The 24,577-nt window shown below is 46.8% G+C and carries 25 protein-coding genes and 1 riboswitch; of the genes, 13 read left to right on the top strand and 12 right to left on the bottom strand.

Annotated features, from left to right (window positions below; translation table 11 throughout):
- Positions 1–225: 225 nt before the first annotated feature.
- Both BLQ99_RS02760 and thiC read right to left on the bottom strand, forming a co-directional pair.
- Complete coding sequence (locus tag BLQ99_RS02760) at positions 226–396, bottom strand: YgaP family membrane protein (protein WP_171904574.1); 171 nt, start codon at positions 394–396, stop codon at positions 226–228.
- Between the two features lie 207 nt (positions 397–603).
- Complete coding sequence (gene thiC, locus BLQ99_RS02755) at positions 604–1,905, bottom strand: phosphomethylpyrimidine synthase ThiC (RefSeq protein WP_093687916.1); 1,302 nt, start codon at positions 1,903–1,905, stop codon at positions 604–606.
- Between the two features lie 70 nt (positions 1,906–1,975).
- Positions 1,976–2,075: riboswitch (TPP riboswitch) on the bottom strand.
- 261 nt (positions 2,076–2,336) lie between these two features.
- Between thiC and BLQ99_RS02750 the strand changes: the two genes are divergently transcribed.
- The 8 genes from BLQ99_RS02750 (at position 2,337) to BLQ99_RS02715 (ending at position 11,637) form a co-directional block, all read left to right on the top strand.
- The gene (locus BLQ99_RS02750) at positions 2,337–3,233 is read left to right on the top strand and encodes a DMT family transporter (protein ID WP_143005858.1); all 897 of its coding nucleotides are present in this window, start codon (positions 2,337–2,339) and stop codon (positions 3,231–3,233) included.
- A 68-nt stretch (positions 3,234–3,301) separates the two neighbouring features.
- A complete protein-coding gene (locus BLQ99_RS02745) occupies positions 3,302–3,712 on the top strand; it encodes an OsmC family protein (protein ID WP_093687912.1) in 411 nt (136 codons plus the stop codon).
- A gap of 202 nt (positions 3,713–3,914) precedes the next feature.
- Positions 3,915–5,477, top strand: coding sequence for a sigma-54 interaction domain-containing protein (locus BLQ99_RS02740; protein ID WP_093687910.1), 1,563 nt, complete (start codon positions 3,915–3,917; stop codon positions 5,475–5,477).
- Between the two features lie 201 nt (positions 5,478–5,678).
- Complete coding sequence (locus BLQ99_RS02735; protein WP_093687908.1) at positions 5,679–6,503, top strand: beta-keto acid cleavage family enzyme; 825 nt, start codon at positions 5,679–5,681, stop codon at positions 6,501–6,503.
- A gap of 28 nt (positions 6,504–6,531) precedes the next feature.
- Positions 6,532–7,476 (top strand): 3-hydroxyacyl-CoA dehydrogenase family protein, encoded by a 945-nt coding sequence (locus BLQ99_RS02730; protein WP_093687906.1) that lies wholly within the window; start codon positions 6,532–6,534, stop codon positions 7,474–7,476.
- Between the two features lie 576 nt (positions 7,477–8,052).
- Positions 8,053–9,381 (top strand): short-chain fatty acid transporter, encoded by a 1,329-nt coding sequence (locus BLQ99_RS02725; protein ID WP_093687904.1) that lies wholly within the window; start codon positions 8,053–8,055, stop codon positions 9,379–9,381.
- Positions 9,382–9,824: 443 nt separating this feature from the next.
- Positions 9,825–11,234, top strand: a complete 1,410-nt coding sequence (locus BLQ99_RS02720) for an ammonium transporter (RefSeq protein ID WP_093687902.1) — start codon at positions 9,825–9,827, stop codon at positions 11,232–11,234.
- Positions 11,235–11,265: 31 nt separating this feature from the next.
- Positions 11,266–11,637, top strand: coding sequence for a P-II family nitrogen regulator (locus BLQ99_RS02715; RefSeq protein WP_093687900.1), 372 nt, complete (start codon positions 11,266–11,268; stop codon positions 11,635–11,637).
- 92 nt (positions 11,638–11,729) lie between these two features.
- Here BLQ99_RS02715 and BLQ99_RS02710 read toward each other — a convergent pair whose 3' ends face one another.
- On the bottom strand, positions 11,730–12,875 hold the full coding sequence (locus BLQ99_RS02710) for an iron-containing alcohol dehydrogenase (RefSeq protein ID WP_093687898.1): 1,146 nt from the start codon (positions 12,873–12,875) through the stop codon (positions 11,730–11,732).
- 179 nt (positions 12,876–13,054) lie between these two features.
- Between BLQ99_RS02710 and BLQ99_RS15245 the strand changes: the two genes are divergently transcribed.
- A complete protein-coding gene (locus tag BLQ99_RS15245; protein WP_093687896.1) occupies positions 13,055–13,900 on the top strand; it encodes a methyl-accepting chemotaxis protein in 846 nt (281 codons plus the stop codon).
- Positions 13,901–14,066: 166 nt separating this feature from the next.
- Here the strand turns inward: BLQ99_RS15245 and BLQ99_RS02700 are convergent, their stop codons facing one another.
- The 4 genes from BLQ99_RS02700 to BLQ99_RS02685 all read right to left on the bottom strand — a co-directional run bounded on the left by BLQ99_RS02700 (position 14,067) and on the right by BLQ99_RS02685 (position 17,101).
- A complete protein-coding gene (locus BLQ99_RS02700; protein ID WP_093687894.1) occupies positions 14,067–14,564 on the bottom strand; it encodes a DUF6803 family protein in 498 nt (165 codons plus the stop codon).
- A 292-nt stretch (positions 14,565–14,856) separates the two neighbouring features.
- On the bottom strand, positions 14,857–15,528 hold the full coding sequence (locus BLQ99_RS02695; protein WP_093687892.1) for a GNAT family acetyltransferase: 672 nt from the start codon (positions 15,526–15,528) through the stop codon (positions 14,857–14,859).
- Positions 15,529–15,540: 12 nt separating this feature from the next.
- Entirely contained in the window at positions 15,541–16,215 is a 675-nt protein-coding gene (locus tag BLQ99_RS02690) for a GNAT family N-acetyltransferase (protein WP_093687891.1), read from the bottom strand.
- 31 nt (positions 16,216–16,246) lie between these two features.
- Positions 16,247–17,101: a carbon-nitrogen hydrolase family protein gene (locus BLQ99_RS02685; RefSeq protein ID WP_093687889.1), complete on the bottom strand. Its 855-nt coding sequence runs from the start codon at positions 17,099–17,101 to the stop codon at positions 16,247–16,249.
- A 170-nt stretch (positions 17,102–17,271) separates the two neighbouring features.
- Here BLQ99_RS02685 and BLQ99_RS02680 point away from each other — a divergent pair, with 170 nt between their 5' ends.
- Positions 17,272–17,601 carry a winged helix-turn-helix transcriptional regulator gene (locus BLQ99_RS02680; protein WP_093687887.1) on the top strand — a complete coding sequence of 110 codons (330 nt, stop codon included), beginning with the start codon at positions 17,272–17,274 and terminating at the stop codon, positions 17,599–17,601.
- 298 nt (positions 17,602–17,899) lie between these two features.
- On the opposite strand, the gene BLQ99_RS02675 is transcribed toward BLQ99_RS02680, so the two are convergent.
- From BLQ99_RS02675 to BLQ99_RS02655, 5 genes are all read right to left on the bottom strand, one after another.
- Positions 17,900–18,730 (bottom strand): HipA family kinase, encoded by an 831-nt coding sequence (locus BLQ99_RS02675; RefSeq protein ID WP_093687885.1) that lies wholly within the window; start codon positions 18,728–18,730, stop codon positions 17,900–17,902.
- 97 nt (positions 18,731–18,827) lie between these two features.
- Positions 18,828–19,427: a hypothetical protein gene (locus tag BLQ99_RS02670; protein ID WP_093687883.1), complete on the bottom strand. Its 600-nt coding sequence runs from the start codon at positions 19,425–19,427 to the stop codon at positions 18,828–18,830.
- Between the two features lie 321 nt (positions 19,428–19,748).
- Positions 19,749–20,198, bottom strand: a complete 450-nt coding sequence (locus BLQ99_RS02665) for a DoxX family protein (RefSeq protein ID WP_093687881.1) — start codon at positions 20,196–20,198, stop codon at positions 19,749–19,751.
- Positions 20,199–20,223: 25 nt separating this feature from the next.
- A complete protein-coding gene (locus tag BLQ99_RS02660; RefSeq protein ID WP_093687879.1) occupies positions 20,224–20,670 on the bottom strand; it encodes a MarR family winged helix-turn-helix transcriptional regulator in 447 nt (148 codons plus the stop codon).
- Between the two features lie 307 nt (positions 20,671–20,977).
- Positions 20,978–21,448 carry a glycosyltransferase family protein gene (locus tag BLQ99_RS02655; protein ID WP_093687877.1) on the bottom strand — a complete coding sequence of 157 codons (471 nt, stop codon included), beginning with the start codon at positions 21,446–21,448 and terminating at the stop codon, positions 20,978–20,980.
- 225 nt (positions 21,449–21,673) lie between these two features.
- Between BLQ99_RS02655 and BLQ99_RS02650 the strand changes: the two genes are divergently transcribed.
- The 3 genes from BLQ99_RS02650 to BLQ99_RS02640 all read left to right on the top strand — a co-directional run bounded on the left by BLQ99_RS02650 (position 21,674) and on the right by BLQ99_RS02640 (position 24,481).
- Entirely contained in the window at positions 21,674–22,267 is a 594-nt protein-coding gene (locus BLQ99_RS02650; RefSeq protein WP_093687875.1) for a peroxiredoxin, read from the top strand.
- Positions 22,268–22,538: 271 nt separating this feature from the next.
- Positions 22,539–23,831: a dicarboxylate/amino acid:cation symporter gene (locus BLQ99_RS02645; RefSeq protein WP_093687873.1), complete on the top strand. Its 1,293-nt coding sequence runs from the start codon at positions 22,539–22,541 to the stop codon at positions 23,829–23,831.
- 92 nt (positions 23,832–23,923) lie between these two features.
- The gene (locus tag BLQ99_RS02640; protein WP_093687871.1) at positions 23,924–24,481 is read left to right on the top strand and encodes a flavodoxin family protein; all 558 of its coding nucleotides are present in this window, start codon (positions 23,924–23,926) and stop codon (positions 24,479–24,481) included.
- Positions 24,482–24,577: the final 96 nt, after the last annotated feature.

The following is a 24,577-nucleotide window of genomic DNA, read 5'->3' as shown; positions in this document are numbered from 1 at the left end:
TTGCTCCTCCTGCCATTTACCGGCGGGGAGGGAGTAAACGTCATACTGGAAAGACTGAAAAGCCGTCTGCCCATCCTAAACGAGGAAAGTATTTCAGCTGTCATTGCTACCTATCCCGACGACGGGGAAACGGTTCACGAGTTACTGACCGCATTAGAAAATAAACACAATGGCACGTCAAACCTTCGCCTTCCGGGTTGACCAACCCAATAAATCATAGACAAGTCAATACCCATAATAGCCTTCGATGATCTGGGACGCGCCGAAAACGGCAGCAACCACTGCCCAAGGCCCGGCAATTGTCTGGCTGGCAGCCAGCCCAAGCAAAAATCCCCCGACAACCATTCGGACGGCCCGGTCAGTATCTCCCAGGTTCTTTTGAAAATCGAGCCCCATAGCGTTTTCCCCCTTCTTTCTGCCTAAATTTCGGTTAGGTTCTAATCCTATTTTGCCCATGCGGCCAATTCTTCTTCCAGGCGGTCCACCATCCTACACCGTTGTTCTGGTTTGGCTATTCGTTCGAATAGCTCGTCCAGCTTGGCGCGGTCAAGCAGAAACGGCTAATTCGTAAACAAGAGGCCGGGAGAAAAATCTCCCGACCTCTTATTTTATACACAAGTCCTCGCCATTAAGTATTTTTTTCATGTTCTTCATCGGACACATTTTACCGCACATAGTACAAGTATCCTCGTGTTCCGGTTTGGATGATTCCCGGTAGCGGCGGGCCTTTTCCGGATCAATCGCCAGTTCGATCATGCGCGGGAAATCCACATTCGCCCGGGCTTCACTCATCGCGTTGTCCCAATCACGCGCTCCAGGAATACCTTTCGCAATATCGGCGGCGTGAGCGGCAATCTTCGCCGCGATTATTCCTTCTTTCATGTCATCAAGATCAGGTAAGCGCAGATGCTCAGCCGGCGTTACATAACAGAGAAAGTCAGCGCCGTGAGCCGCGGCAATCGCCCCGCCGATGGCGCTTGTAATATGGTCATAGCCCGGCGCGATATCGGTAACGATTGGGCCCAGGACATAAAACGGGGCGCCGTGGCACAGCCGTTTCTGCAGCATCATGTTACCTGGTATTTCATTGATGGGCATGTGGCCTGGTCCTTCGATCATTACCTGGACGTTTTTCTCCCAGGCTCGTTTGGTTAACTCACCCAGGACAATTAATTCTTCGACCTGCGCAGCGTCGGTAGCGTCGTGAATCGACCCGGGGCGGCACGCATCCCCCAGACTGAGCGTAATATCGTACTTAACGCAGATATCGAGCAGCCGGTCATAATATTCATAGAAAGGATTCTCTTGATTGTTCAGTTCCATCCAGGCAAAAAGCAGCGAGCCGCCCCGGGAAACAATATTTGTCAGCCGTTTATTCCGTTTAACCCTTTCCGCCGTGGCCCGGTTGATCCCGCAGTGGATGGTCATAAAATCGACGCCGTCTTCCGCATGGGTCTCTACGACCTTAAAAAATTCATCCACCGTTATGTCCTTGAGGTCCTTTTCCAACAGCCCCACCGCATCATACATCGGAACGGTGCCAATCATCGCCGGTGACATCTCAACCAACTTCCGCCGAAATTCCCGGGTCTTGCCGTAGCAACTTAAGTCCATGATGGCTTCAGCCTTTAACTCGATTGCCTTCCTTGCTTTTTCCAGTTCCAGTTCAATATTGCAGCAATCTTTGGAAACGCCCAAATTTACGTTGATTTTGGTCCGGAGCCCTGCGCCAATGCCTTCAGGATCTAACTTGCGGTGATTTTTGTTCGCGGGAATTACCACTTGCCCGCTGGCGACCAGTTCTCGCAGCCGGTTTGGATCCATCTTCTCTTTGGCGGCGACGATTTTCATCTGTTCGGTTATTATCCCTTTTCGCGCCGCATCCATTTGGGTACTGTAAGTCACGTCAATCCCAACCTTCCTTGTTAATCTAAAATGTAAAAAGAAAAAGCAAGCGCAGAAAAGCTTGCTTCGTATTGTTCGCTGAAAGCTTCCCTACGGTGGTGCTAACCACATCAGGTTCCAAGGGTCAGACATGCCGTCTTCTCAGCCAACAGGCCCCCCTAGCTCTCTGTCTATTCACCTATTTACATTGTATTCCAGATTAGGAGTAATGTAAAGTATCACTATTTTAATTCTTTGCCCCAGGCTTTTCCGAAGGTACCAAGGATGACCGGGGCCGTAAATATAGGTGCTGAGCCCCTCCCGCTCAAAGTCCCGCCAGGGCACATAAATAATTCCGCCTTCATATCGTGTAAGAGTTGAGAGTAAGTTATAATATTTAGAGTAAGTTATAATATTTTCGGTAAGATTTCATCACGGAGGTGCCAACCGTTTTGATACAATTTTTCAATACCGAGCGGGGAGTCTATATTTTATTGACGCTGACGGCCATACTCTGGGGAGGTAACGCAGTAGCAGCCAAATATACGGTTGGCGAGTTGTCACCGGTTACGACCGCATTTTTACGCTTCGCCGCGGTCAGCGTCATCTTGATTCTTCTGGCGTTTTATATTGAAGGCAGAAAATGCCTCCCCCGGCGGGAACAGCTGCCTGGCATCATTGCCCTGGGGATAACCGGGATAGCCCTGTTTAATTTTTTAATTTATAGCGGCGTCAAACTATCGACGGCTACCAACATGAGCCTGCTAAATGCGGTAGGCCCGGTGACTACGGCCTGTCTGGCGGCGCTCCTGCTAAACGAACGCTTAACCTTCCGCCAGTTGGCAGGGGTAGCCATATCTTTTTTCGGGGTTATTGTCGTAGTCGCCAACGGCAGCCTGGCCGTGTTGACCGGGCTAAGCTTTAACATTGGCGATATTATGCTGGCGCTGGCGCAGGTAAGCTGGGCCGTTTACTCCGTCATCGGCCGCAAGGTAATGCGCACCATGTCGGCGCTGGCGGCAACCGCCTGGGCAAGCGCAGTTGGCGCGCTCATCCTATTTGCAATTGCGCGCATGGAAGGCTTTAACGGCGCTATTGCCCTGAGTTTCTTCGGCTGGGTCAGTATGGCATATATGGTGCTGGGGAGCGGCTGTTTAGCCTTCTTTTGGTGGAATCACGGGGTATCGGTTCTCGGTCCCCATCGGGCAGCGATATTTATGAATATCGTGCCGGTAGCGGGGACGATCTTGGCCGTCCTGTTGGTAAATGAAGCGGTTTCCTGGCAGCAAATTGCCGGCGCTATGTTAATTATCAGCGGGGTTTATCTCACGACCCAAAACTCCGGTTAACGGAGGAAAAAATAGCCAAAGAGCGAACTATACATTTAAAAACGCAACTAAGCGAAAGGGGTTTTACTATGGCTACCGTACAAACGAAATATCTGGGCGGGCTACGCACCGAGTCGGTGCATCTCCAGTCCGGGAGCAAACTAATTACCGACGCCCCCACCGATAATCATGGCAAGGGAGAAGCATTTTCGCCTACTGACCTTCTGGCTACGGCTTATGGGGCCTGCGTGTTAACCATCATTGGCATTGCCGCGCAAACTCACGGCTTTAACATCGATGGCGCGGAGGTGCATACAACGAAAGTAATGGGAACCGATCCCCGCCGGATAGTCGAATTGATTACCGAAATTATTCTGCCCCATAATAATTACAGTGCCAAAGAACGAAAGATCATCGAGCTTGCGGCTAAGGAATGCCCGGTATACAACAGCCTCCACCCTGACATGAAGAAAACGGTGACATTCAAGTACCTTGGCTAACAATACCATTCGGAAAGTAAAAACGACCCAGCCGGATAAAATTTTTTAAAAAAGAGAGCGATTAATCACAAGCTCGCCAATTTCACGCTTCCGCCTAAGAAATCATGGCCTATGCTTGCCAGGTGTCAAGACTCGCGCCGCTCTTTCGAAGATAGGCTTTAAGAGCCTTTTGTGCCTTGAACGCCTGCGGGAGGTTATAAAAATGGTAAAAAAACAACAGTTTTGTCCGGTGGCGTTTTTGAAATACCTTATTGATAAATTAAGTACGGATGAATTATCGATAAATGATAAATTGGATCCCGTTAAGGATGTATCAGAAGGTCTGAAAAAAGTACTGGAAGAATATAAGCAGGCAAAAGAGTTTGACCTCAGGGAAGTTGGAGATTATCTGTATGACGGGATATATGTCGCCGATGGTGATGGGAAAACGCTCTATGTAAATAAAGCTTATGTCGAGATGACAGGCATAAACCCAGAAGAAGTAATAAACAAATATGTTACCGATTGCGAAAAAGAAGGATTATACAAAAATGCAGTAACACCCTTAGTGATCAAATATCGGAAACAGGTTAATTCTGTAGGTGAAAGTTTAAGAAATGGCAAAAAAATGCTGATTACAGGTACTCCAATTTTTGATGAAGACGGCCAAGTAAAAAAAGTAGTTGTCATTGACAGAGATATTACTAATTTATTAGCTATGAAGGCCGAATTAGAAGCAACACAAGAAAAAATCAAGGCAGTAGAGGAAGACAAACATAAAAAGAAACAGGAAATTGAACATCTCCGCAAGTTGCATCTGAATAAAAACTTTATCGGCCAGAGCCCTGAGGCCCAGCAGATAATAAAAATGGTGCATCAGGTCGCCACACTTGACGTTACAGTGTTGATTACAGGAGAGACGGGTACGGGGAAAGAAGTAGTTACCAATGAAATTTACCTTAACAGCGCCAGAAAGAATGAGCCATTTATCAAGGTTAACTGCGCAGCCATTCCCGCTAATCTGCTTGAAGCTGAGCTCTTTGGCTATGAAAAAGGCGCTTTTACGGGAGCAGCAAATACCGGCAGGATCGGCGTATTTGAACTAGCTAACAAAGGAACTTTACTGTTGGACGAGATCGGTGAGATGCCGCTAGAACTTCAACCAAAACTACTCAGAGTCCTCCAAAACAAAGAAATTACCCGCATTGGAGGAAAGAAGCCGATAAAACTTGACGTCCGAATAATTGCAGCAACCAATCGTGATTTAAAAGAATTGGTCAGACAGGGGCGGTTCAGGGGAGACCTGTATTATCGGCTCAACATTTTTCCTATCCATATTCCTCCGTTAAGAGTCAGGACAACGGATATAGAATTGCTAACACAATATTTCCTTAGCATTTACAATGGACGCTATGCAAAATATATTGAAATTGAACAGCCCGCAATAGAATTGTTAAAGCAATATCCCTGGCCGGGAAACGTGAGGGAACTCCAAAATATTATAGAAAGGTTGGTCATAATTTCTGAACCTAGAGCAGTCATCAAGGCTGACCTGATTGGTAACCTGTTGAATCTTGATCATTATCATACAGAATTCCCAAACAAGGAGTCTAGCTTGCGGGAAATTGTCCGCAATGCAGAAAAAAATGCCATAAAAAAAGCCCTGGCTATTGGTGGCAGTACAAGAAAGGCAGCTCAAATTTTAAAGATTGATCAATCGACAATTGTAAAAAAAGTCAAAAAATTGGGGATAACTCTGTCTGATGAAAAATGTCATCAAACTTGATGATGCTTTTCATCAATAATATTATTAATTTAAATGTCTGAAATGTCAGTAACTTAAACCGGTGTGTGATGAAAAATTTCATCACACACCGGTTTTATTTATGTACTATCTGGCGCGGTTTGGGGCTTAAACATATTGGCACGTTATTTGCAATATTATAGCGCAACGAAACCCAAATAATTAAACAATGAGGTGAGAGAAATGGAAAAAGTGATTATCACTGTAGCGCCGACTGGAGCATGGCCGACCAAGGAGCACAATCCTAATATTCCGCTTACGCCGCAGGAAATTGCCGATGATGTTTATGAATGCTGGAAAGCCGGAGCAGCGATCGCCCACCTACACATGCGGGATGATCAGGGCAAAGGGACTATGGACAAGGAGAAGTTTAAAGAAACCGTCAGGCTTATAAGGAGTAAGTGTGATATTGTACTTAATCTCACAACATCAGGCGATTTAAACGCTACAGATGAGGACAGGATGGCCCATTTGATTGAACTCAAACCCGAAATGGCTTCATATGACGCGGGCTCAATGAACTGGATGCATACCAGTGTGTTCCTTAACACGCCGCAGTTTTTGGAAAAGCTGGGCAAAACAATGCTTGAAAACGGCATAAAACCAGAGATAGAAATATTTGATGCCGGGATGATTTACAACTCATTATACTATGTTAAAAAAGGCGTGCTTGCTTCACCGCTACACTACCAGTTTGTCCTGGGGGCCGCGGGAGGCGTTGCCGCAACCGTAGAAAACCTTGTGTACCTGAAAAATTTGATACCGCGAGATGCTACCTGGTCAGCATTTGGCATTGGGGCGGGGCACATTCCAATCTTATATGCTACAATCGCGCTCGGAGGCCACGTTAGAGTCGGCATGGAAGATAACGTGTATTATGCCAAAAACCGATTAGCTACTTCTAACTCTGAATTCGTAGCCCGCGCAGTCAGGTTAATCAGGGAAGCGAATAAAGAAGTTGCCAGCCCGGACGAAGCCAGGCAGATATTGGGCCTGAAAACACACTAACACACTAAAAAGAAAGGCAGGAACGAATATGATCACAAAAATCGGAGTTTTAGGCGCCGGGACAATGGGGCATGGTATCGCTGAAGCATTTGCCATGTATGGTTATGATGTCAATTTATACGACATCGATGCCGCCAGGTTGAAAAATGCGTTGGCAGAAATTAGGGATGAACTGGAACTTTTGGCGGAAGAAAACTATATTCCTTTAGACTCAATCCCTAAAATTATTGACAAAATCAAGTTGCATACCGACCTGCAACAGGCAGTGACTGACCGCGACTATGTTATTGAGGCTGTCCCGGAAGTTCTAGAACTAAAACAAAGACTGTTCCAAAAGCTGGACGAGTATTGTCCTGAACATACAGTTTTGGCCAGCAATACATCTAGCCTGAAACTATCAGATATGATGGCATTGGTCAGTGAGCGCCGAAAACAACGAATGATCGTAAATCACTGGTATAACCCAGCTCATTTGATGCCCATTGTAGAAATGTCTTTTTTTGGGAATATGCCTCAGTCTATCTATAAAGAGGTTGAGAAACTATATGCCTCAATAAAAAAACAGACAGTAAAAGTCTTAAAGGACGTTCCAGGCCTTGTCGCTAACCGGATCCAGCAAGGAGTTGCCCGAGAAGTGTTCTCGATAATCGAACAAGGCATTGCAGCTCCCGAGGATGTAGACAAAGCCTTAAAATTTGGCCCCGCTTTCAGGTATGCAACCACCGGACAGCTAGAAATTGCCGATTTTGGCGGGCTGGATATCTGGTGTATTGTCGGTGATAACCTGTTGAAGGTTATGGACAACTCACAGAAGGCCAACCGTCTTTTAAGGGAAAAAGTAAAGGAGGGGAAATTAGGCATTAAATCAGGAGAGGGTTTTTACAAATATTCTTCTGAAGAAGTACCTAAAATCAGAAAAAAATTCATGAAAAAACTGATTCATCAACTTAAAGCTTCCGAGTACTATGTCTGAGACTCCATACCCCGATTTCTCAGCGTAAGAGTTCATTATGCTTTTTGTGATAAGCACACTATGATGATAGTTTCCAAGGTCAGCGGGCAAAAAAAGTCAAAAAAATAGATGTTATAAAACGGATAATATAATGTCATGTGAAAAAAGCATCCGGATTCAAGTGTCCTCCCTTCTAAGCTAAAAAAGAGGGCACTATCCGGATGCACCCCAATAATAACAATCTTAAACATAATTGATAGGGTTTAACGTGTATTCAACCACGTCACGGAAGTTAATTTAAAAGAAGTTAATTTAAAAACAGTATTATTTTATGCTATTTCATATCTATTTTCAAGAATTGAAAAAGCCTCAAAACTCAGAAATTTACCTTTCCTCTTGACACTATTGGATAAAATTCTTTATGTCCCTGATAGTTGATAAATATTTTCAGCAAAATTTTGCTAAGACCTACTCATTAACTGTTTCTAGAGAATCTAACAAAAATAAAATTTAGGACGCAACGAATTTCTAAAAACACAAGCATTATTAGTATGCACAATGTTTGACATTAACTAGAAATAGAATGGAGGGTATGACATGATTAATCGCATATTGATGTTCTTTGTCAACCTCATGCAAAAGTATCTGCCTGACCCTTTTACAATTGCCTGGCTCATAACGTTAGTTGTAGTAGTCATGGCGATAAGTATTACCAATACACCTATTATGAAAATTATCAACGACTGGGGAGAAGGGTTCTTTGGCATCTTGGCTTTTGCCATGCAAATGGCTCTCGTAATAGTATCCGGTTATGCATTGGCTGCAGCCCCAGTCGTGCGCAAATTTCTTCAATTTATTGCCAGTATACCGCACACCCCTAGGCAAACAATATTATTTATTGGTTTTGTGTCTATGGCCCTGTATTATTTAAACTGGGGATTGGGGTTGATCGCCGGTGGTTTGCTTGCCCGAGAAGCTGCCAAATTGCATCGTGATGTCGATTTTCGCCTGTTGGTTACAGCTGCTTTTTCTGGGATTATTATAACGCATGGAGGACTTTCGGCTTCAGTTCCATTATTGATTAACACCAAAGGGCACTTTTTGGAAAAAGAAATGGGCATTATTCCACTCTCACAGACAATCTTTCATCCGCAAGCAATCTTTATTACCGTCGGCCTTGCTGTCATAATTCCGTTGGTTTTGTTGCTAATGATCCCTAAAAAAGAGGATACAGTTCTAGCTGACCCGGCACTATTTGAGGAAGAGCAAAGTGCGGCAACTCCTGTGGCAATGAAAAAGCAGTTGGCGGACCATTTGGATACGAGTTTAATTTTGAATTACTCCTTAGGGTTTATGGGCGTTGCCTACATTGGCTATTTCTTTATTAAAAATGGTTTTAACCTCAATTTGAATTTACTAATCTTCATTTTCATAATCTTAGGCATATTAGCCCATGGTAGCCTGATTAATTATACTAAGGCTATAAGTAAAGGAGCCAATGCGGCTGCGGGAATCATTCTCCAATACCCGTTTTACTCAGGCATCATGGGAATAATGAAAGGCAGCGGCTTAGTATTTGTCATTTCCGACTGGTTATTAAAAATGTCGACATATGAGACTTTCGAGCTGGCTTGCTACTTTTCCTCACTGATTATAAGCATTTTTATTCCCTCGGCTGGTGGGCATTGGGTCGTACAAGCCCCGTTTATGTTGCCAGCAGCTGCCAAGTTGGGAGTAGAACCATGGAAAGTAGCCATGGGGGTGGCTTGGGGCGAAAGTATCTGGAACGTGGTATGTCCGTTCTGGGCCTTGCCTTTGCTGGCAATTGCTAATATTAACATTCGGGACTTAATAGGCTTTACTGTTCTCCTGTTTATTATCGGGAATATTATTGCGATAATGGGCATAATGTTAATACCCCATTGATGATTAAGCATATGCACGATATGTATTCCCTGTGAATGCTGTTTATAAGTGCGCCGTTCCAAGATCTCGAGAGAAGTACGTATGCTTTGCTGGCAGCATAAAACATAAAATTTGAGTAGATCTGCAAAGGCATTGTGAAGATTATGCCAATAAAATTACTAAAATTACAAAAATTACATTATCGAAATTCTAATTTTCAGACACACTTTCTCTTATTGACACATCCCGGCTGGCATAGTATAGTTATTGGCAAATAATATATTTTTAGGCAATGAAGCCTTCGCGTTTCGCGAAGGCTTCATGTTTAACAGGACAATGGCGTCCTAAGGCTTTGCCTTAGGACGCCTTCCTGTTTTTCACGGTGAAAGGAGGAATACGGCCAATGAAATGATTTATACCAGCCGGGGAATACCCAATGACTTAGCATAAAGGAAGGGATAAGGATGAAAAAGTTATGGACCATCTTAAGTTTGTGTCTTCTAATGCTGTCCGTTTTTGTGCCGGCGGCGTTTGCCGACGGCGCCGCTCCTGAACCAGCCAAAATTGACACCGGTGATACTACCTTTGTCCTAATTAGTGCCGCCTTGGTCATGCTCATGACCCCGGGTCTCGCCTTATTTTACGGCGGCATGGTCCGAACCAAAAATGTATTAAACACCATCATGCAAAGTTTCTTTATCGTCAGTTTAATCTCTGTCCAATGGGTGCTATGGGGTTATTCGCTAGCTTTCGGCCCTGATGTCAACCACATTATCGGCAGTTTGGACTGGATTGGCCTCAAGGGCGTCGGCCAAGAGGCTAACGCCGATTATGCGGCAACCATCCCCCATTTTGCGTTCATGATCTTTCAAGCAATGTTTGCCGTTATTACCCCTGCCCTTATCACCGGCGCATTTGCTGAGCGCATGAAATTTCCGGCCTTTGTTATTTTTACCCTGATTTGGGCCACCGTTGTCTATGATCCTGTTGCCCATTGGGTATGGGGTGTAGGCGGCTGGATGCGTGAGTTAGGCGTCCTTGATTTTGCCGGCGGAACCGTAGTCCATATTCTTTCGGGTGTTTCCGGTCTGGTTATTGCTTTAATGCTTGGCAAGCGCAAAGGATATGGTTCTGAGGTAATACTGCCCCACCACCTCCCCATGACCGTAATTGGCGCCTCCCTTCTCTGGTTTGGCTGGTTCGGGTTCAATGCCGGCAGCGCGCTTTCGGCCAATGGCCTTGCCGCCAGCGCTTTTACGGTAACCAATACCGCGGCCGCCGCCGCCACTGTTGCCTGGGTTTTCACGGAATGGCTGTTTCATGGTAAGCCTACCATATTAGGTGCCGCCAGCGGCTGTATTGCCGGCCTGGTCGCCATCACTCCGGCGGCCGGTTTTGTTGGAACGCTGCCGGCCGTAATTATTGGCCTGGTTGCCGGTATTGTCTGCTTCCTGGCTGTAAGTGTGGTAAAAACCAAACTTGGCTACGACGACGCACTGGATGCCTTTGGCGTCCATGGCATTGGCGGCACTTGGGGAGCTATCGCAACCGGCCTCTTTGCCTCCAAAGCGATAAATCCCGCCGGCGCCGACGGTCTGTTCTACGGCAACCCTGGCCAATTAACCGTACAGCTCATTGGGGTCGCGGCGAGTTGGGCGTTTGCCATTGTCATGACGTTCATTATTCTCAAAGTCATGGGTATGTTTATGCAGCTGCGGGCCAGTGAAAACCAAGAGATTATGGGCCTCGATCTTACCGAACATGGCGAGCGGGGTTATGCTTATCAAGATCTGATTACAGGTTCGCCCATCAGTTATGACGTGCCGGCGGAAAAAGCGGTGGCGGCCAATGCATCCGTTAGTTTAAACTCGTAAATAAAAATTAGTATTGTGCCGGAGGAAAACAATGAGAAAAATGACTAAAATTGAAATTATTACCCGTCCGGGCAAACTGGATGAACTCAAGGAGGCGCTAAACGCCATCGGGGTCACCGGCATGACGGTGAGCCAGGTTTTTGGCTGCGGGCTGCAAAAGGGACATACCGAAGTATATAGGGGGAAAGAATATAATATTAATCTTTTACCCAAAATTAAAGTAGAAATTGTCGTCTGTGAGGTACCGGTAGCAAAGGTGCTGGAAACCGCTAAACGGGTGTGTAGAACAGGCAATATCGGAGATGGCAAGATCTTTGTTTATCCTATAGAAAACGCCGTGCGAATTCGTACCGGCGAAGAAGGCGACATCGCCATCATGGATCCAAAGGACGTACCAAAATAATGACCGTTCAGCATGACGCTCGGCAAAAAAAATCGGCCTGAAGCCTTGTAACAGGATTCAGACCGATTTTTTTGTGTTAGTAGGACTACTGCCTAAACGGCGATGGACATACCGCTATAAATGCATTTAAGCAAAGCGGCCATGTCGCTCTTGGTTACGGGGACGGGGTTAACGCGGGTCGAACCTTTCAGCGAGTTTTCGACAAGTTGGTTGAAAGCCGCGGTAAACTCTTGCTCAGTTATCCCCGTTTCCCGCAGCGACTTGGGAATATTAAGAATGTCGTTTAATTTTTCAACAGCGTTGACAAAGTCGTCACACCCGACTTCGCGGGCCAGCCGGGCCAGGCGGCGCCTAACCTCCGCGTCCTGCGAATTATACTTGAGCGCATACGGCAGGACAACGGCGTTGATCAGGCCGTGGCCAAGGTCAAACTGGCCGCCAACCGCATGGGCGATGCCGTGCACCACGCCGAGCCCGACATTGGCAAAAGCCAGACCCGCCATACATTGATAGTGATGTACTTTTTCCCTGCTCTCCGGCGTCATGTCACGATAGGAAACCGGCAGATACTCCAAGAGGCCGGCCACTGCCCCTCTGGCCAAAGCCTCACTGAAGTCGTCAAGACTTTTGTTAATATAGCACTCCACGGCATGCGTGACGGCGTCCATGCCCGTCTCGGCCACAATATGGGGCGGCATGCTCATGGTGATGTCCGCGTCAAGAATGGCCACATCAGGCACAAACGCATCGGTCTTCAACCCGATTTTAAGGCTTTGGTCCCGGAAGGTAATGACCGCCGCCCTGGTCACCTCGCTGCCTGTCCCCGATGTTGATGGTATGGCGATAAACTTTACACCGCGCCTTTGCTGCGGCAGCTCGTCCGCTAACATATTGTCAAACGTAAGGTCCGGATAGTCGTACATCAGGGCCATGACCTTGGCAGCGTCAATCGGCGAGCCCCCGCCAACGGCAATCACCACATCGGGCTCTAGCTCGCGCATTTTCGCAAGGCCATCCAGGACGGCGCCGGTGTCAGGATTTTTGCCGATGCCGGAATAAACGCATGTTTCAATTTTCTTGTCTTGCAGCACTTTTTCGATTTTGGCAATTGTCCCGTTGGCGAACATGGAATTGCCGCCGGTAACGATAAACGCTCTGGCCCCATTTATTTCCCTTAGGCTGTCTAACGACCCGCGGCCGGCGATGATCGCTTGTCCGCCCAGGATAATTCTTTTCACATGCCATCACCTCAATTGATCTTTTAGGTATATTATACCATCGCTTACCGTTTGCATAATCTTTCTTTACGCCGGCGGCAAGACGGTAAATGTCAGTGGTTATTGCAGGGTTTCGCTTAGTTTTATCGAAAACTTAATTGTTTAATTGTTTTGTATTTTAGATATAAGGAGATGTCGCTATGCGGGAGAATGATGAAGCATTATTAGAAAAGTTTCGCTTTGTCCTGGAATTTTTCAATGACCTTTCCATTGGCGACTGCGGAGTCAGCCTCACCGACCGGGAAAAATACTTATATTATAAGCCCGGCAAAAAACTGGACCTTAAGGTGCAAGTCGGTTCACCGCTAAAGCCGGGCAGCGCCGTGTACCGGGCGATTCACGAAAAGAGGCGGGTAGTCATCCGCGGCGACAAATCACTCTTTGGTCAGCCCTATATTGCGGTAGCCATCCCTATCGTTAATTCAAGCGGCGAAGTCATTGGCGCAGCCTGTACGCAGGAAACGGTTGACCGCCAGGATACCCTGAAAGAAATGGCCGGCAAGTTGACCGAAAGTATTGCCGTCCTAGCCAGTACGTCTGAAGAAATTACCGCCCAAGCCGAGGAGATTACGGCAATTACGCAGGAATTGGCAAAACTTGCCCGCGAATCGGAAAAACGCATGCGCGAGACTGACCAAGTGCTGGGGTTTATTAGATCGGTGGCTAACCAGACCAATCTTTTGGGACTAAACGCCGCCATTGAAGCAGCCCGCGTGGGCGACGCCGGCCGTGGGTTCGGTGTTGTTGCCGAAGAAATCCGCAAACTGGCAGCCTCAAGTGCCGAGTCCATCCAGAAAATTGAGAGAATTATTAAGGCTATCCAGTCTGACAGCAGTCGCACTTATAACGAGATGGACAATATCCATAATATGGTGTCCCAAATTACCGCTGCAATAACCCATGTTACCAGCTCTATCCAGCAGACAAACACGCTGGCGCTTGAGCTTGACCGGCTGGCAGAAAGTCTCAGCCAGGACCAGGCTTAACTATAAAAAAATTGGCATCATGAACAAACCAGAACCATCAGCATCCGCACATGATGGTTCTGTCTTATTATTCGCATGATAAAAAGTTAGCCTGCCCCGCTAAAAGTTATATTGGAAATGCCGGGCAGGCAGTTGGTGATGGCTGGTCAACTCCGTTTAAATATCTTTAATGCATGTGAGATGGACGACCAATCCCCGCGTCTGGACTCCACCCCATAACCGTAGGATCGACCATTCCGAACACCATAGCGATATGAGCTACAACAAGAAATACCGTCAGTAACACGAAATGCAGTTTAAGTTTAGCTTCGTCGTCTTTTCCCTTAGCAATTATGCCAAGCTCCATTAGCGCAATGCTTAAGAGTGGCAGTACGCCGCTTAAATAAAAACCTACGGCAAGAATATCAGCGGCTCCGCGCCATTTGATGTTAGGAACCGCAGTAGTCATGAGATTAAGAAAAATCCCTAAGAAATAAAATCCTAGAATTATTCCCAGCCACTTGTTCAAAGCCCGCAGTGTCCCGGTTTTTTGCTGTTTATTAAATACGACAAAGAATTCGGTTGCCACCAATGCCTCTGCCAAAACAACCGGAATCACCATGTAAATTATGAGATTCCAAGGCTGATTTACAGCAAGCAACTCCATATAATGGGTCATGTTCATCTTTTCCCACCTCCTCGTAATTACGAAGTAATTATAACTTTAAATTATGAAGACATCGTGAAGAAATTATGAAGAAATTATGAAGAAATCATCAATTGCTGATGGCTTCACAGGTAGATAAACATAAAAAGGCCTGCAGGCCTTCCCCTATCACCAGGCTACAAGAAAACGCACTTCTTAAAAAGTGCGTTTCCCAACAGCTGGCAGCCACCGTCTTCACAAGGCGGTGGCTGGTTTTGTAATAAATCTGAAGATGTGAGCAGTTTTTTTGTGTTTGAAAGATTTGCTACTTTTATAACGGTAGCAAAGCCAAGACTTCCTGTTTTTCTATTTTTGATATCATGTCATACCAAGCTTGGGGTTTGTTCGGCAGTACAGCATAGTAACGCTTCAGAAACTTTGCCACCAGCTCGGCTGAAATACTTACGGTTGTTTCGTCATAAGGCAGAAAACATAAATCTAATCCCGTAACGGCCTCGCCGTCATTATTCCACGATGGGTGAACATAATCAATATTGATGCGTTTGTAGCCAAGGTGGGAAAGAACTTCACGGCGCACGAACGGATCCATGGGTTTAATTCCACCAAATTCAAACTTTCCTACTCTGTACGGATCGTAAACTTCAGCAAATATGCCAAATAATTTGTTATTGCTTGCTTTAGCCAGCGCAAACAAATCCTCTTGTCGCTTTTGCGCCAAGAAGCGGCCAATACCTAAGCCTGCCTGTCCGATAATGGTAAAATCGGTCATTGCCACATTAAAATCAGGGTAATAACGGTACTCCGTTGCACCTACAACTCTCCCCTCATGAACGGCTACGAAAACCCGAATACCAGGGTCGGCAAGGGGTTCTTTCCACAAATCGAATGCCAATACTTCCTCCTTAGGAAAAATCTGCTGCATCAGCCGGTACATTTGAACAAACAAGGGGTCAGTAATATCCGTTATTCTAATATATTCCACTACTTTAGCCTCCTATTTGCCGTTATGAAAAAAAGGGTTCTTCCATTCCATTAAAGCCGCATAATTGCATGATTCGCGATCTTCCAGATAATTGGCTACCACTCTCACCGGGGTACGGCCGCAGCGCAGCAGGAAAGTAATAACCGGATCGTAAAGTTCACCTTTAACTACCGCCGCCAGGTATTGGTCAGCAGTCATCTCGCCGGCCTTCTTGTAATATCCCGGCATCCTGCCGCCACCTAACAGTCGTTGCAAACCTTTATGGACTACCACTTCATACATCGACTGCATGAGCGCTTTGCCTAGTCCAAGCTTTCGATATGTCGGGCGGACGCAGATGTCAACAATATACAATGTGTCCCCAGCCGGATCATGATTCCGGATATAGCCGCTGTCGGTGATTTCCTCCCAGGTATGATCCAAGTGATCAGCATCAAGTTTGACCATCAGACTGGTAATTGATCCCACAAGCTCGCCGTCGATTTCTGCACACATGGCGCCTTCCGGAAACAAGGTAACATGGTTATATAGCTGGTCCTCATTCCACCATAGCTCAGACGGAAACGGTGGAGGAAAACTCTCTTGCTGAATACGGATGAGGGCAGCAAAATCTTCTACCCGGTAATTGCGAATAATCGTTTTGATTGGACGATTATTATCAAAAGCATAAAATTCCTTGCGATACATCACAGTCCCCCCTTGCTCCGGTTTTGCGGCTTTACCAGTCAGGATAGAGATCTGTTCGCCTATCGCGCCACGTCGTGACAGAACCGCGTTCTCTAACCCGGTATAGCAATTCCAAGTCAAGGTCAGCTGTAATAATCATATCGTGGTTGATTTCCCCCTCCGCCAATAGACCTCCTGGCGGAAAAGGAATATCGTTAGGGGTGATAACAGCCGCCTGACCAAAATTGGCCCGCATAAAATCTACCGTTGGCAACGAACCAACCGTTCCGGTGGTTACAACGTACACCTGGTTTTCGATCGCCCGGGCATGGCTGGTGTACCGTACCCGGTAGAAACCATGACGGTCATCAGTGCAAGAAGGACAGAAAATAACGTCAGCCCCTTTGGCTCTAACCATACGGACAATTTCCGGAAACTCAATGTCGTAACAAGTCAGAATGGCAATAGTCCCTTTTTCAGTTTCAAATACATCGATTTCATGTCCGGCGGCCATATTCCACTCTTTTACTTCCGTTGGCGTAATGTGAAGCTTAGGCTGTCGGGCTATCTTGCCATTGGGGTAGAACAGATGGGCCACATTATATAAACGCTCATCTTCCCGAATAACATGGGTTCCGCCGATTATATGCATTCCGGTTTGCTGCGCCAGTGAGGTAAATAATAAACAGTACTGCTCGGTAAAATCAGGCAGATTATGGATGCTGAGCGCATTCCCCTGGCTGTCGCCAATTGACAGCAACTGCGTCGTAACAAACTCGGGGAATAGGACAAAATCAGCTTCAAATTCGGCAGCAGTCTTGATATAATGCTCCACTTGCTGCGCAAACTCAGCAAAAGATTTAATGGTATGAAGATGATACTGCACCGCTGATACTCTTAGTTTCACTGTAACCCCTCCTTTATATCAGCCCGAAATACGAAAGCCATTTCAAAAAGGTTCAATAGACTTTATAATAAAAACGCTATGATTATTATTATGCATATACCGCTTTTGTATCAAGTACGTACTTTTTTGTAAGTTAGTATCATTAAACATATTTAGAAAGGAAATGACCTATGGGAGACCAGGAATTTAAGAACGCCGTCAAGACCACTTTAAAAACGATTGGTGGGAAGTGGAAACCAGTCATCCTCTGTTTTCTCAAAGAAGGCGTAATGCGGTTCAGCGAACTTAAACGGGAAATACCCGAAATTACAGAAAAAATGCTGACTCAACAGCTAAGAGAACTGGAGCAGGACGGTATTATTTCCCGTAAAGTGTACCCCCAAGTACCACCCAAAGTGGAATACTCCCTTACTGAATACGGCCAAACCATTCAGGAAGTTTTGGATGTCATGTATAAATGGGGACGGCAGCATCAAAAACGGATACGAGAAAAAGCATAAAAAAAGGCACACCGGCCTGCGATGTAGCCCCTTGCGCTACTTGCGGCATGGTGTTAGCCAGTTCCTGAGAAACTGAGATCCTCTCCTGGGAATACCGCCGCCAGGCTCTGGGGAATGGCCGGTTAGCCTCACGGATAGATAAACATAAAAAAACCTGCAGACTTGCCACAGGCCTTGAGCCACTGCGATAATTTAGTCTTCGCACCCCATGTCTTTGACAAGTAAAGATTTGGCCGACGCCCTTGCCGGGCGCACCATAGAGCTCCCGGTCTTGCCGCAGCAGGAACGGGAGCTTGTTTCACTTACCTGTGACTGAGCAGACGCCCCGGTCCGCGGCGGAAAGCCAACTGCGCCCGCCGCGCGCCTGGGGAATATGCTTGCGCAGCCTCTGCCAGATTTCTTCAGCCATGTCGCGCCGCACTTTGATATACTCCACCAGGGCCTGCCGCTCATTTTCGTCCGGAAGCCAATCATAGGGTATCTCCCGCACCAGTCCGCCAATTCGTTCATCAGTCAGATTTTCCACCCTGGCAAGGTAAGGGAGAAAATCCTGTGCTGTCAAGCATTCTCTGAGCAGCCATGCATAAATAAAACGAAAGTATACCCTTTTTCGCGTGCTTAATCTTTCAAGCGACCTGGGCGTCCATTTGCCGGACCTGAACAGGTGAGAATTGTCAATGGCATATATTACATATCGATCCTCTTCACGGCGCAATAAGAGGTTTTTTTTGTTATAGGTACGGTCCGGATTATGAAACATATGGTCAAATAATAGTACACCAGCCATTTCCGAAGTGTTGGACGCCTTATCCAGATTATGCTGTCCCAAATACTCCGCGCCTTCCAAGTACTCTGAGGCAAAGTGCCGTCCTGGAAGCACGCCGTATTCAGCCGACTCCGCGCCATCCGTGAGCAGAGACTCGCCAATCTCGATAATACCGCTGGGCGGAAAGGGCAAATTCATAAATTGGCCAATTTTGGCCGCCAACAGCTCGTTTACCAATACCTTCAAGCCAAGCTTGTTGTTCTGCAGTTTCACCACATACACCTTGCCGTCATCAGCACGAAAAAAACGGGGCGAGGTTATGCCAACCCCTACCCTGCCGATATATTCAATAGCAGTGAGCATACTTTCAGCCCCCGGTCAATACGCGCTTTAATTAAAAAGATCCGGTAGGGAAAGATACCGGATCTAAAAGGCCTTGAATTCACGGACTAGTATAGCATCATGTAGTCGCCCCGGAGACCGAGGTCAGGGCTTCCAGATTCACGACCACCGACCTTACGTCGTCGCCTGAAATTGCGTCCGAAGTACCAGGTACAAATATATCTTCCACTCGCAAAATCGCCAATTCATCTCTGACGTCGGTAAGAACGCCTTCAAACAGGAACCCGCCTAGAGTTGTTATGACCACTTCGTCTCCAATTCTCCGCCTTAACTGACGAATCAATTCGTGACTTTCTTGCCTTTCAGTTTCGATTCGCGCATCAGCCACAGCATTGGGAACCGGCTTCCCGTTATTAGTCTGTGCCTTAACTTCCTCCAGCGGGTCTTCGGCAATGCCGGTCCCCTTAGCGATGACTTGCCATAGATCAACATTGGCGAATTCTACTTCAAGCCGCTCGCCTCCCGGAGTAAGGATTGTCACGGCGTTTGTGTCGGCTTCGATTGCCGGTGTCAGAAAGGCAACCCGGCAGTCGTCGATTGCCTGCAAATTACCAAAGTAGACAAACCCGTCAAAGCCGAACAATAAAACGTCTGTATTCAGCTCGCGGGACAGTTCTTTGATGAGGCACTCGTTACGTATTTCCTTAAATATACCCATAAACTATCCCTCCTAAGATGTATCTACTATACTTTATGAACAGATCGCCGAATATGCCACCGTGATTGAAATTTTCCTTGCAGACCACGTTGCCCAAAACAGCCCTTCGACCGGTCGTCAAAAAAAATTCCGAAGCCCTTATTCTCAGAGCTCCGGACATTCTACGCAAATCAGCCGGATAAATGCAACAAAGGCTCCAACCCCGCATCAATGGGTTGAAGCCTTTGCGCCATCCATCCGTATGAGTAACCCTGGCAAAATTGCCAAAAACACAGACTGTACCAAATCAAGTGTCCGCTAAGCGGTTAATGCACCTTGAGCTTAATGGCCGGAAGGCTGTGTCCGTACCATATTCCTTGGCGAAAATAATTTTTCGTCCAAGCTATAAATGCCCGGACCGGCAATAATTAAACTTAAATATACAATTCCATTTTCCAAGGCTTGCGATGCGCCGAACAGCCCGGCGCCAGTCCCAAATTTCATGGCCGCAGCCACCCCCATGGTGATGGTGAGAAACAAGGCTGCAAGGCGCGTACCCAAGCCCAAAACAATCATTAGTCCACCAATAAACTCTGAAACAGCCGCCATAAATCCCCAAAATTCAGGTGCAAATGTAATCCCCACAAACTTCATAGCCGCCCCTACTTTTGCCCAGGCGGCAACACCCCCGAAAATTTTCGGTGCACCATGATACATCATCATTGTCCCCATGCCTAACCGGAGAATCAATAATCCTTCATCCTTGTACTTGTGCAAGTTGGAAAAAACCATAAAATACCTCCACAATTGCTAATTTTTAATACCCGCCGGATGTTAACAACCTGTTTTCCGCTTCCCGCCCTAATTTTTTTAAAAGCAAAATGGCCATTTCTTGTTCCGCCGGCGACAGTCCACCCATAGCGTACATAAGAGCCTGAACATGTTCCGGGAAAATCGCTTCAATAAGTGACTTCCCAGCATCACTAAGGACAGCATAAATCACCCGACGGTCTTTTTCGCATGGCCTACGGTAAAGTAACCCCTTTTTTTCCAGTTTATCCACCACATAAGTTATGCTACCGCTGGTAATTAAAATTTTTTTCCCGATCTGCTGCAGCGGATGCGGTCCTTTATGATACAACAGTTCTAAAATGGCAAATTCGGTAAGATTTAAGCCATGGCGCCGAACATCGCGTTCGTCGTGTGCCAGAATCGCCCGATAGGCGCGACTGAGGACAACATATAATTTCAGAGCTTGCGACATTTACCCCCTCCAGCTAAAATTATCTTGATTTCAAGATAATTTTAGCATATTATTACAGCGAACGTCAACCGCTTGCAACTCATCCCGTACAGGCTGCAGCTACTGCTGACAGCTGGGACCTCAATAACAGCAACAAGATCGCGTACATCAATTATAGCCTCGCTTATAACCAAAAAAGTTGCCTGCGTACTATTGGACGGGCGCAACCGGACGCCGGGAAAAACCGCCTCTTTGCCTCAAGCCTTAGGCGACCGCGGTCTTCCTTTATATACCAATCTCCAAGTGGTAAGGCCCGTGAATATGATAGTTAGTGAAACGTACAGCGCAAGCAATGGTAACTATACTGTGATCGCTGCCCTTTAAACCGGTAATTGTTTCCGCCAATAGAGACAATTCGGTCATCACCCCGGTACCGTTCCAACATTTCCTGATAAAACCTAAAGAGGGTCGGATGGGGCAAACAATCATCGTCGAAGATAATTGCCTGCTCTTCCAGGCTAAAAACCCAGTCAAGCCCGCTCGCTGTCCGCTGGCCGCACCCAAGGTTGACATCCGAGAAGTTTTTAAAGACCTTACAATCCCAGTCTACCTCTTCAATAATTGCCCTAGCGGCCAAGCACTTTTCCACATCGTCCGGATGATGTGGACGGGGGCCGTCGGCAATTATGTATAGTCTAGGCGGCTTAGCCCTCCGGATTTCGTCGAAGACCCTTTTAACAAGATGGGGCCGGTTAAAGATAATCAACACTACCGGGATAGTCAGCTCGAAATTACTCATTTCCATTCCTCCCCTGATAATTGAGTACAACGGTTGAATTTCATTCCTATCCTATTCGCGGTACTGCCGAAAAGTTAAACATTTAATTTAAGCCCCCATGCGCAAAATAGCCCCAACCCGGCGTCTCCCCCGCTTCAGCGCAGGAACGGCTCTTAAGTTTCTTGTGCTGACATAACCTCCTCCTGGCGCATATGATATAGTAGCACGACATAAGGAGGCTACTATATGGATGACTGCAAAATCGCCGCTCCCCGGCAGTGCTTCCGCCTGGAAGAGCCGGCACCGAATTTCAGCGCTCCCGCCTATTACCGCGGCCGGGAAATTGAAGTATGTCTGCGTGATTTTAGAGGAAGCTGGCTGCTGCTCTTTTTCTACTCCAGCGACTTTACGTTCGTCTGACCAACAGAACTGGCGGCAGTTGCCGACGCTTATCCGTACATTCGTGAATTAGGTGCTGATGCCATCGCAATCAGCACCGACAGCGTCTACTCCCACAAAATCTTCACCGAGATTTCCCCTAGCGCCAGCAAAATCGATTACCCGCTGCTCTCAGACCGCAACGGCAATATTGCCCGGTCCTACGGCGTATGGGGCTGCAATACTGGTGCCGCCTACCGGGCAACCTTTATCATTGACCCCGAAGGACGCATCCGCTACTACTCGGTTTACCCCCGCGAGGTGGGCCGCAACATTGGGGAAATTATCCGCACCCTCCAGGGAATTCAATATGGCGAAGCCACCGGCAAAGGCGTCCCGGCCGGTTGGAAACCGGGAATGCCAGGGCTACGTCGTGACATACGCCTGGCTGGTACGATCTAGTATCCTGCACCTTGGGATTATGCCGCCACAGTACATCTGTAGCGGCGTTTTGTTATATCCCTTGGCAGGACAAAGTGGCCAGCAGTATTGTTCTACAAATTATTCAATTTAAAATTTTTTCACTTATTGTTTTTCCCTTGAAGGAATATTAATAAATAAGGCTAATTGTATATTTGATCTTAAATTCAAGTTTACACTTTGTTATTAAAGGGGTGGTTTGTCACAGCTAAATGTTACAAAAGTAACATACTTTAGAAAAGGAGGTCTGCTAATGAAACAGTATCAAAAACTTTTATTGGGCTTTATCTTAGGTATTGTTGCTGGTTTAATTGGCTATTATTTCTTACCGCAAAAAACCTACCCGTTCATGAAAACCTTTACTGATTTTTGTACTTTAACCGGTGCAATATTCCTGAGAATGATTTTCATGGTCGTTGTTCCTCTGCTGGTATCAGCCCTTATTCTGGGTGTTTATGAACTGGGCAAAGGCCGCAACCTAGGCAAAGTAGCGGGCAGATCCATAGCGTTTACTCTGGTTTTAAGCTTTTTGGCAGTAATTATCGCCGTTTCTCTAACCAGTATACTCCAGCCGGGTGTCGGGGTGACCTTCGATAAGGCTGAGCTCGCCAAAAACCAAGGCGTGCTGACTATTAGCAAAAACGTCGAGGCCGCAAAAAATAAACCGTGGTACCAGTATTTCATTGAACTGATTCCGCAAAACCCGGTTGACTCCGCAGCCAGAGCCTTCGGCGGCGAAATTATCGCGCTCATGGTTTTCTCGCTAATTTTCGGCTATGCGCTTAGCATGATTGTTACGGATGAAAATAATCCGCTTATCAAGATGCTTGACACCATATTCAATGCCTCGTTGAAGGTTATTGAGTGGGCTATGTTGCTCGCACCCTACGGCATCTTCGCCATCGTTTTCAATACCACCTACAGGCTTGGTGCGGGCTTTTTGCAGAACGTGGCTTATTTCGCCGGGGTGGTCGTACTCGGTCTCCTTATCCAACAGTTTGTTGTTTATGGTTCTTTCCTAAAAATCTTTGCAAAGACCAACCCCTGGGAGTTCTTCAAGAACTGTAAAGAAGTTTACGTCTATGCCTTCTCAACCGCTTCTTCCAACGCAACTCTGCCGATCGCCCTTGAAGCTGCTGAAAAGACTCTAAAAATGCCCCCCCAGATTGCCCGTTTCGTACTTACCTGCGGCGCGTCTGCCAACCAGAACGGAACGGCATTGTTTGAAGGCGTCGTTGTCTTATTCTTGGCGCAAGTTTATGGCATCAACCTACCCCTTGAAAGCCAGCTTGTTGTTGTGTTAATGTCCGTTTTGGCCGGCGTAGGCACAGCGGGTGTTCCCGGCGGGTCCCTGCCGCTAATCGCAATCCTGTGCGTTTCGGTCGGCGTTCCTGCCGAAGGCATGGGCTTGATACTGGGTGTTGACCGCTTCCTGGATATGTGCCGCACTACTTTAAACGTATCCGGCGACTTGGTTATCACCAAACTGGTTAGTGCAACCGTATCCCAAAAAGATATTGAAGCGGCTAAGAGCTTTGAATGTTAATTAATGGCTGGCAGCTTAAAGAGCACTCTTGACGGGTGCTCTTTATTATGATATTTTTTCATATTACCATCTATAGCGGGAGGAAGACGCCGATGAAAGTTTTGGGGATTATTGGAAGCCCGAGGAAAAACGGCAATACGGCAGCGCTGGTAACCGCCGTATGCAAGGGAGCCGCGGCAGCAGGACACCAAACGGAGGTTATTAATATAACTGGCCTGAACATTCACGACTGCGTTGCCTGTTGCACATGCAAAACCACCAAGGGCGAGTACTGCGCCATTAAAGACGACATGCAAACCCTATATCCAAAAATTGTGGAGGCAGATTGTCTTGTTCTTGGCACTCCGGTATATATGGGACAAATGACCGGACAAATGAAGAATTTTTTTGACCGCTGGTACACCTTCATGGATGCGGACTATCAAATACGTTATCTGCCGGGGAAAAAATACATTACCGTTACGGCCAGCGGCGCACCTGCCGAAGTTTTTCAATCTTTATCAGACTACCTAAACCATTGGCTCGGCAACTTTTTTAAGATGGAACTCGTGAAAAATATCGTCGGCGGCGGTTTGGGACCGGCAGATGCCATCAACAGCCAGCCCGAACTTCTCGCTATGGCCGAGAACACTGGACGCTCCCTAAAATAATGCAAGGACAATAACTGCCACATTCTTGGCCTGAGAAAGCAGCAGGGCTCCACCACAGTAGTGGTGGAGCCCTGCTGCTTTTTAAATTATTTACAT

Origin of the sequence: Sporolituus thermophilus DSM 23256, from assembly GCF_900102435.1 — a bacterium.
GTDB lineage: Bacteria > Bacillota > Negativicutes > Sporomusales > Thermosinaceae > Thermosinus > Thermosinus thermophilus.
This window is presented reverse-complemented; position numbering and strand designations above follow the sequence as displayed.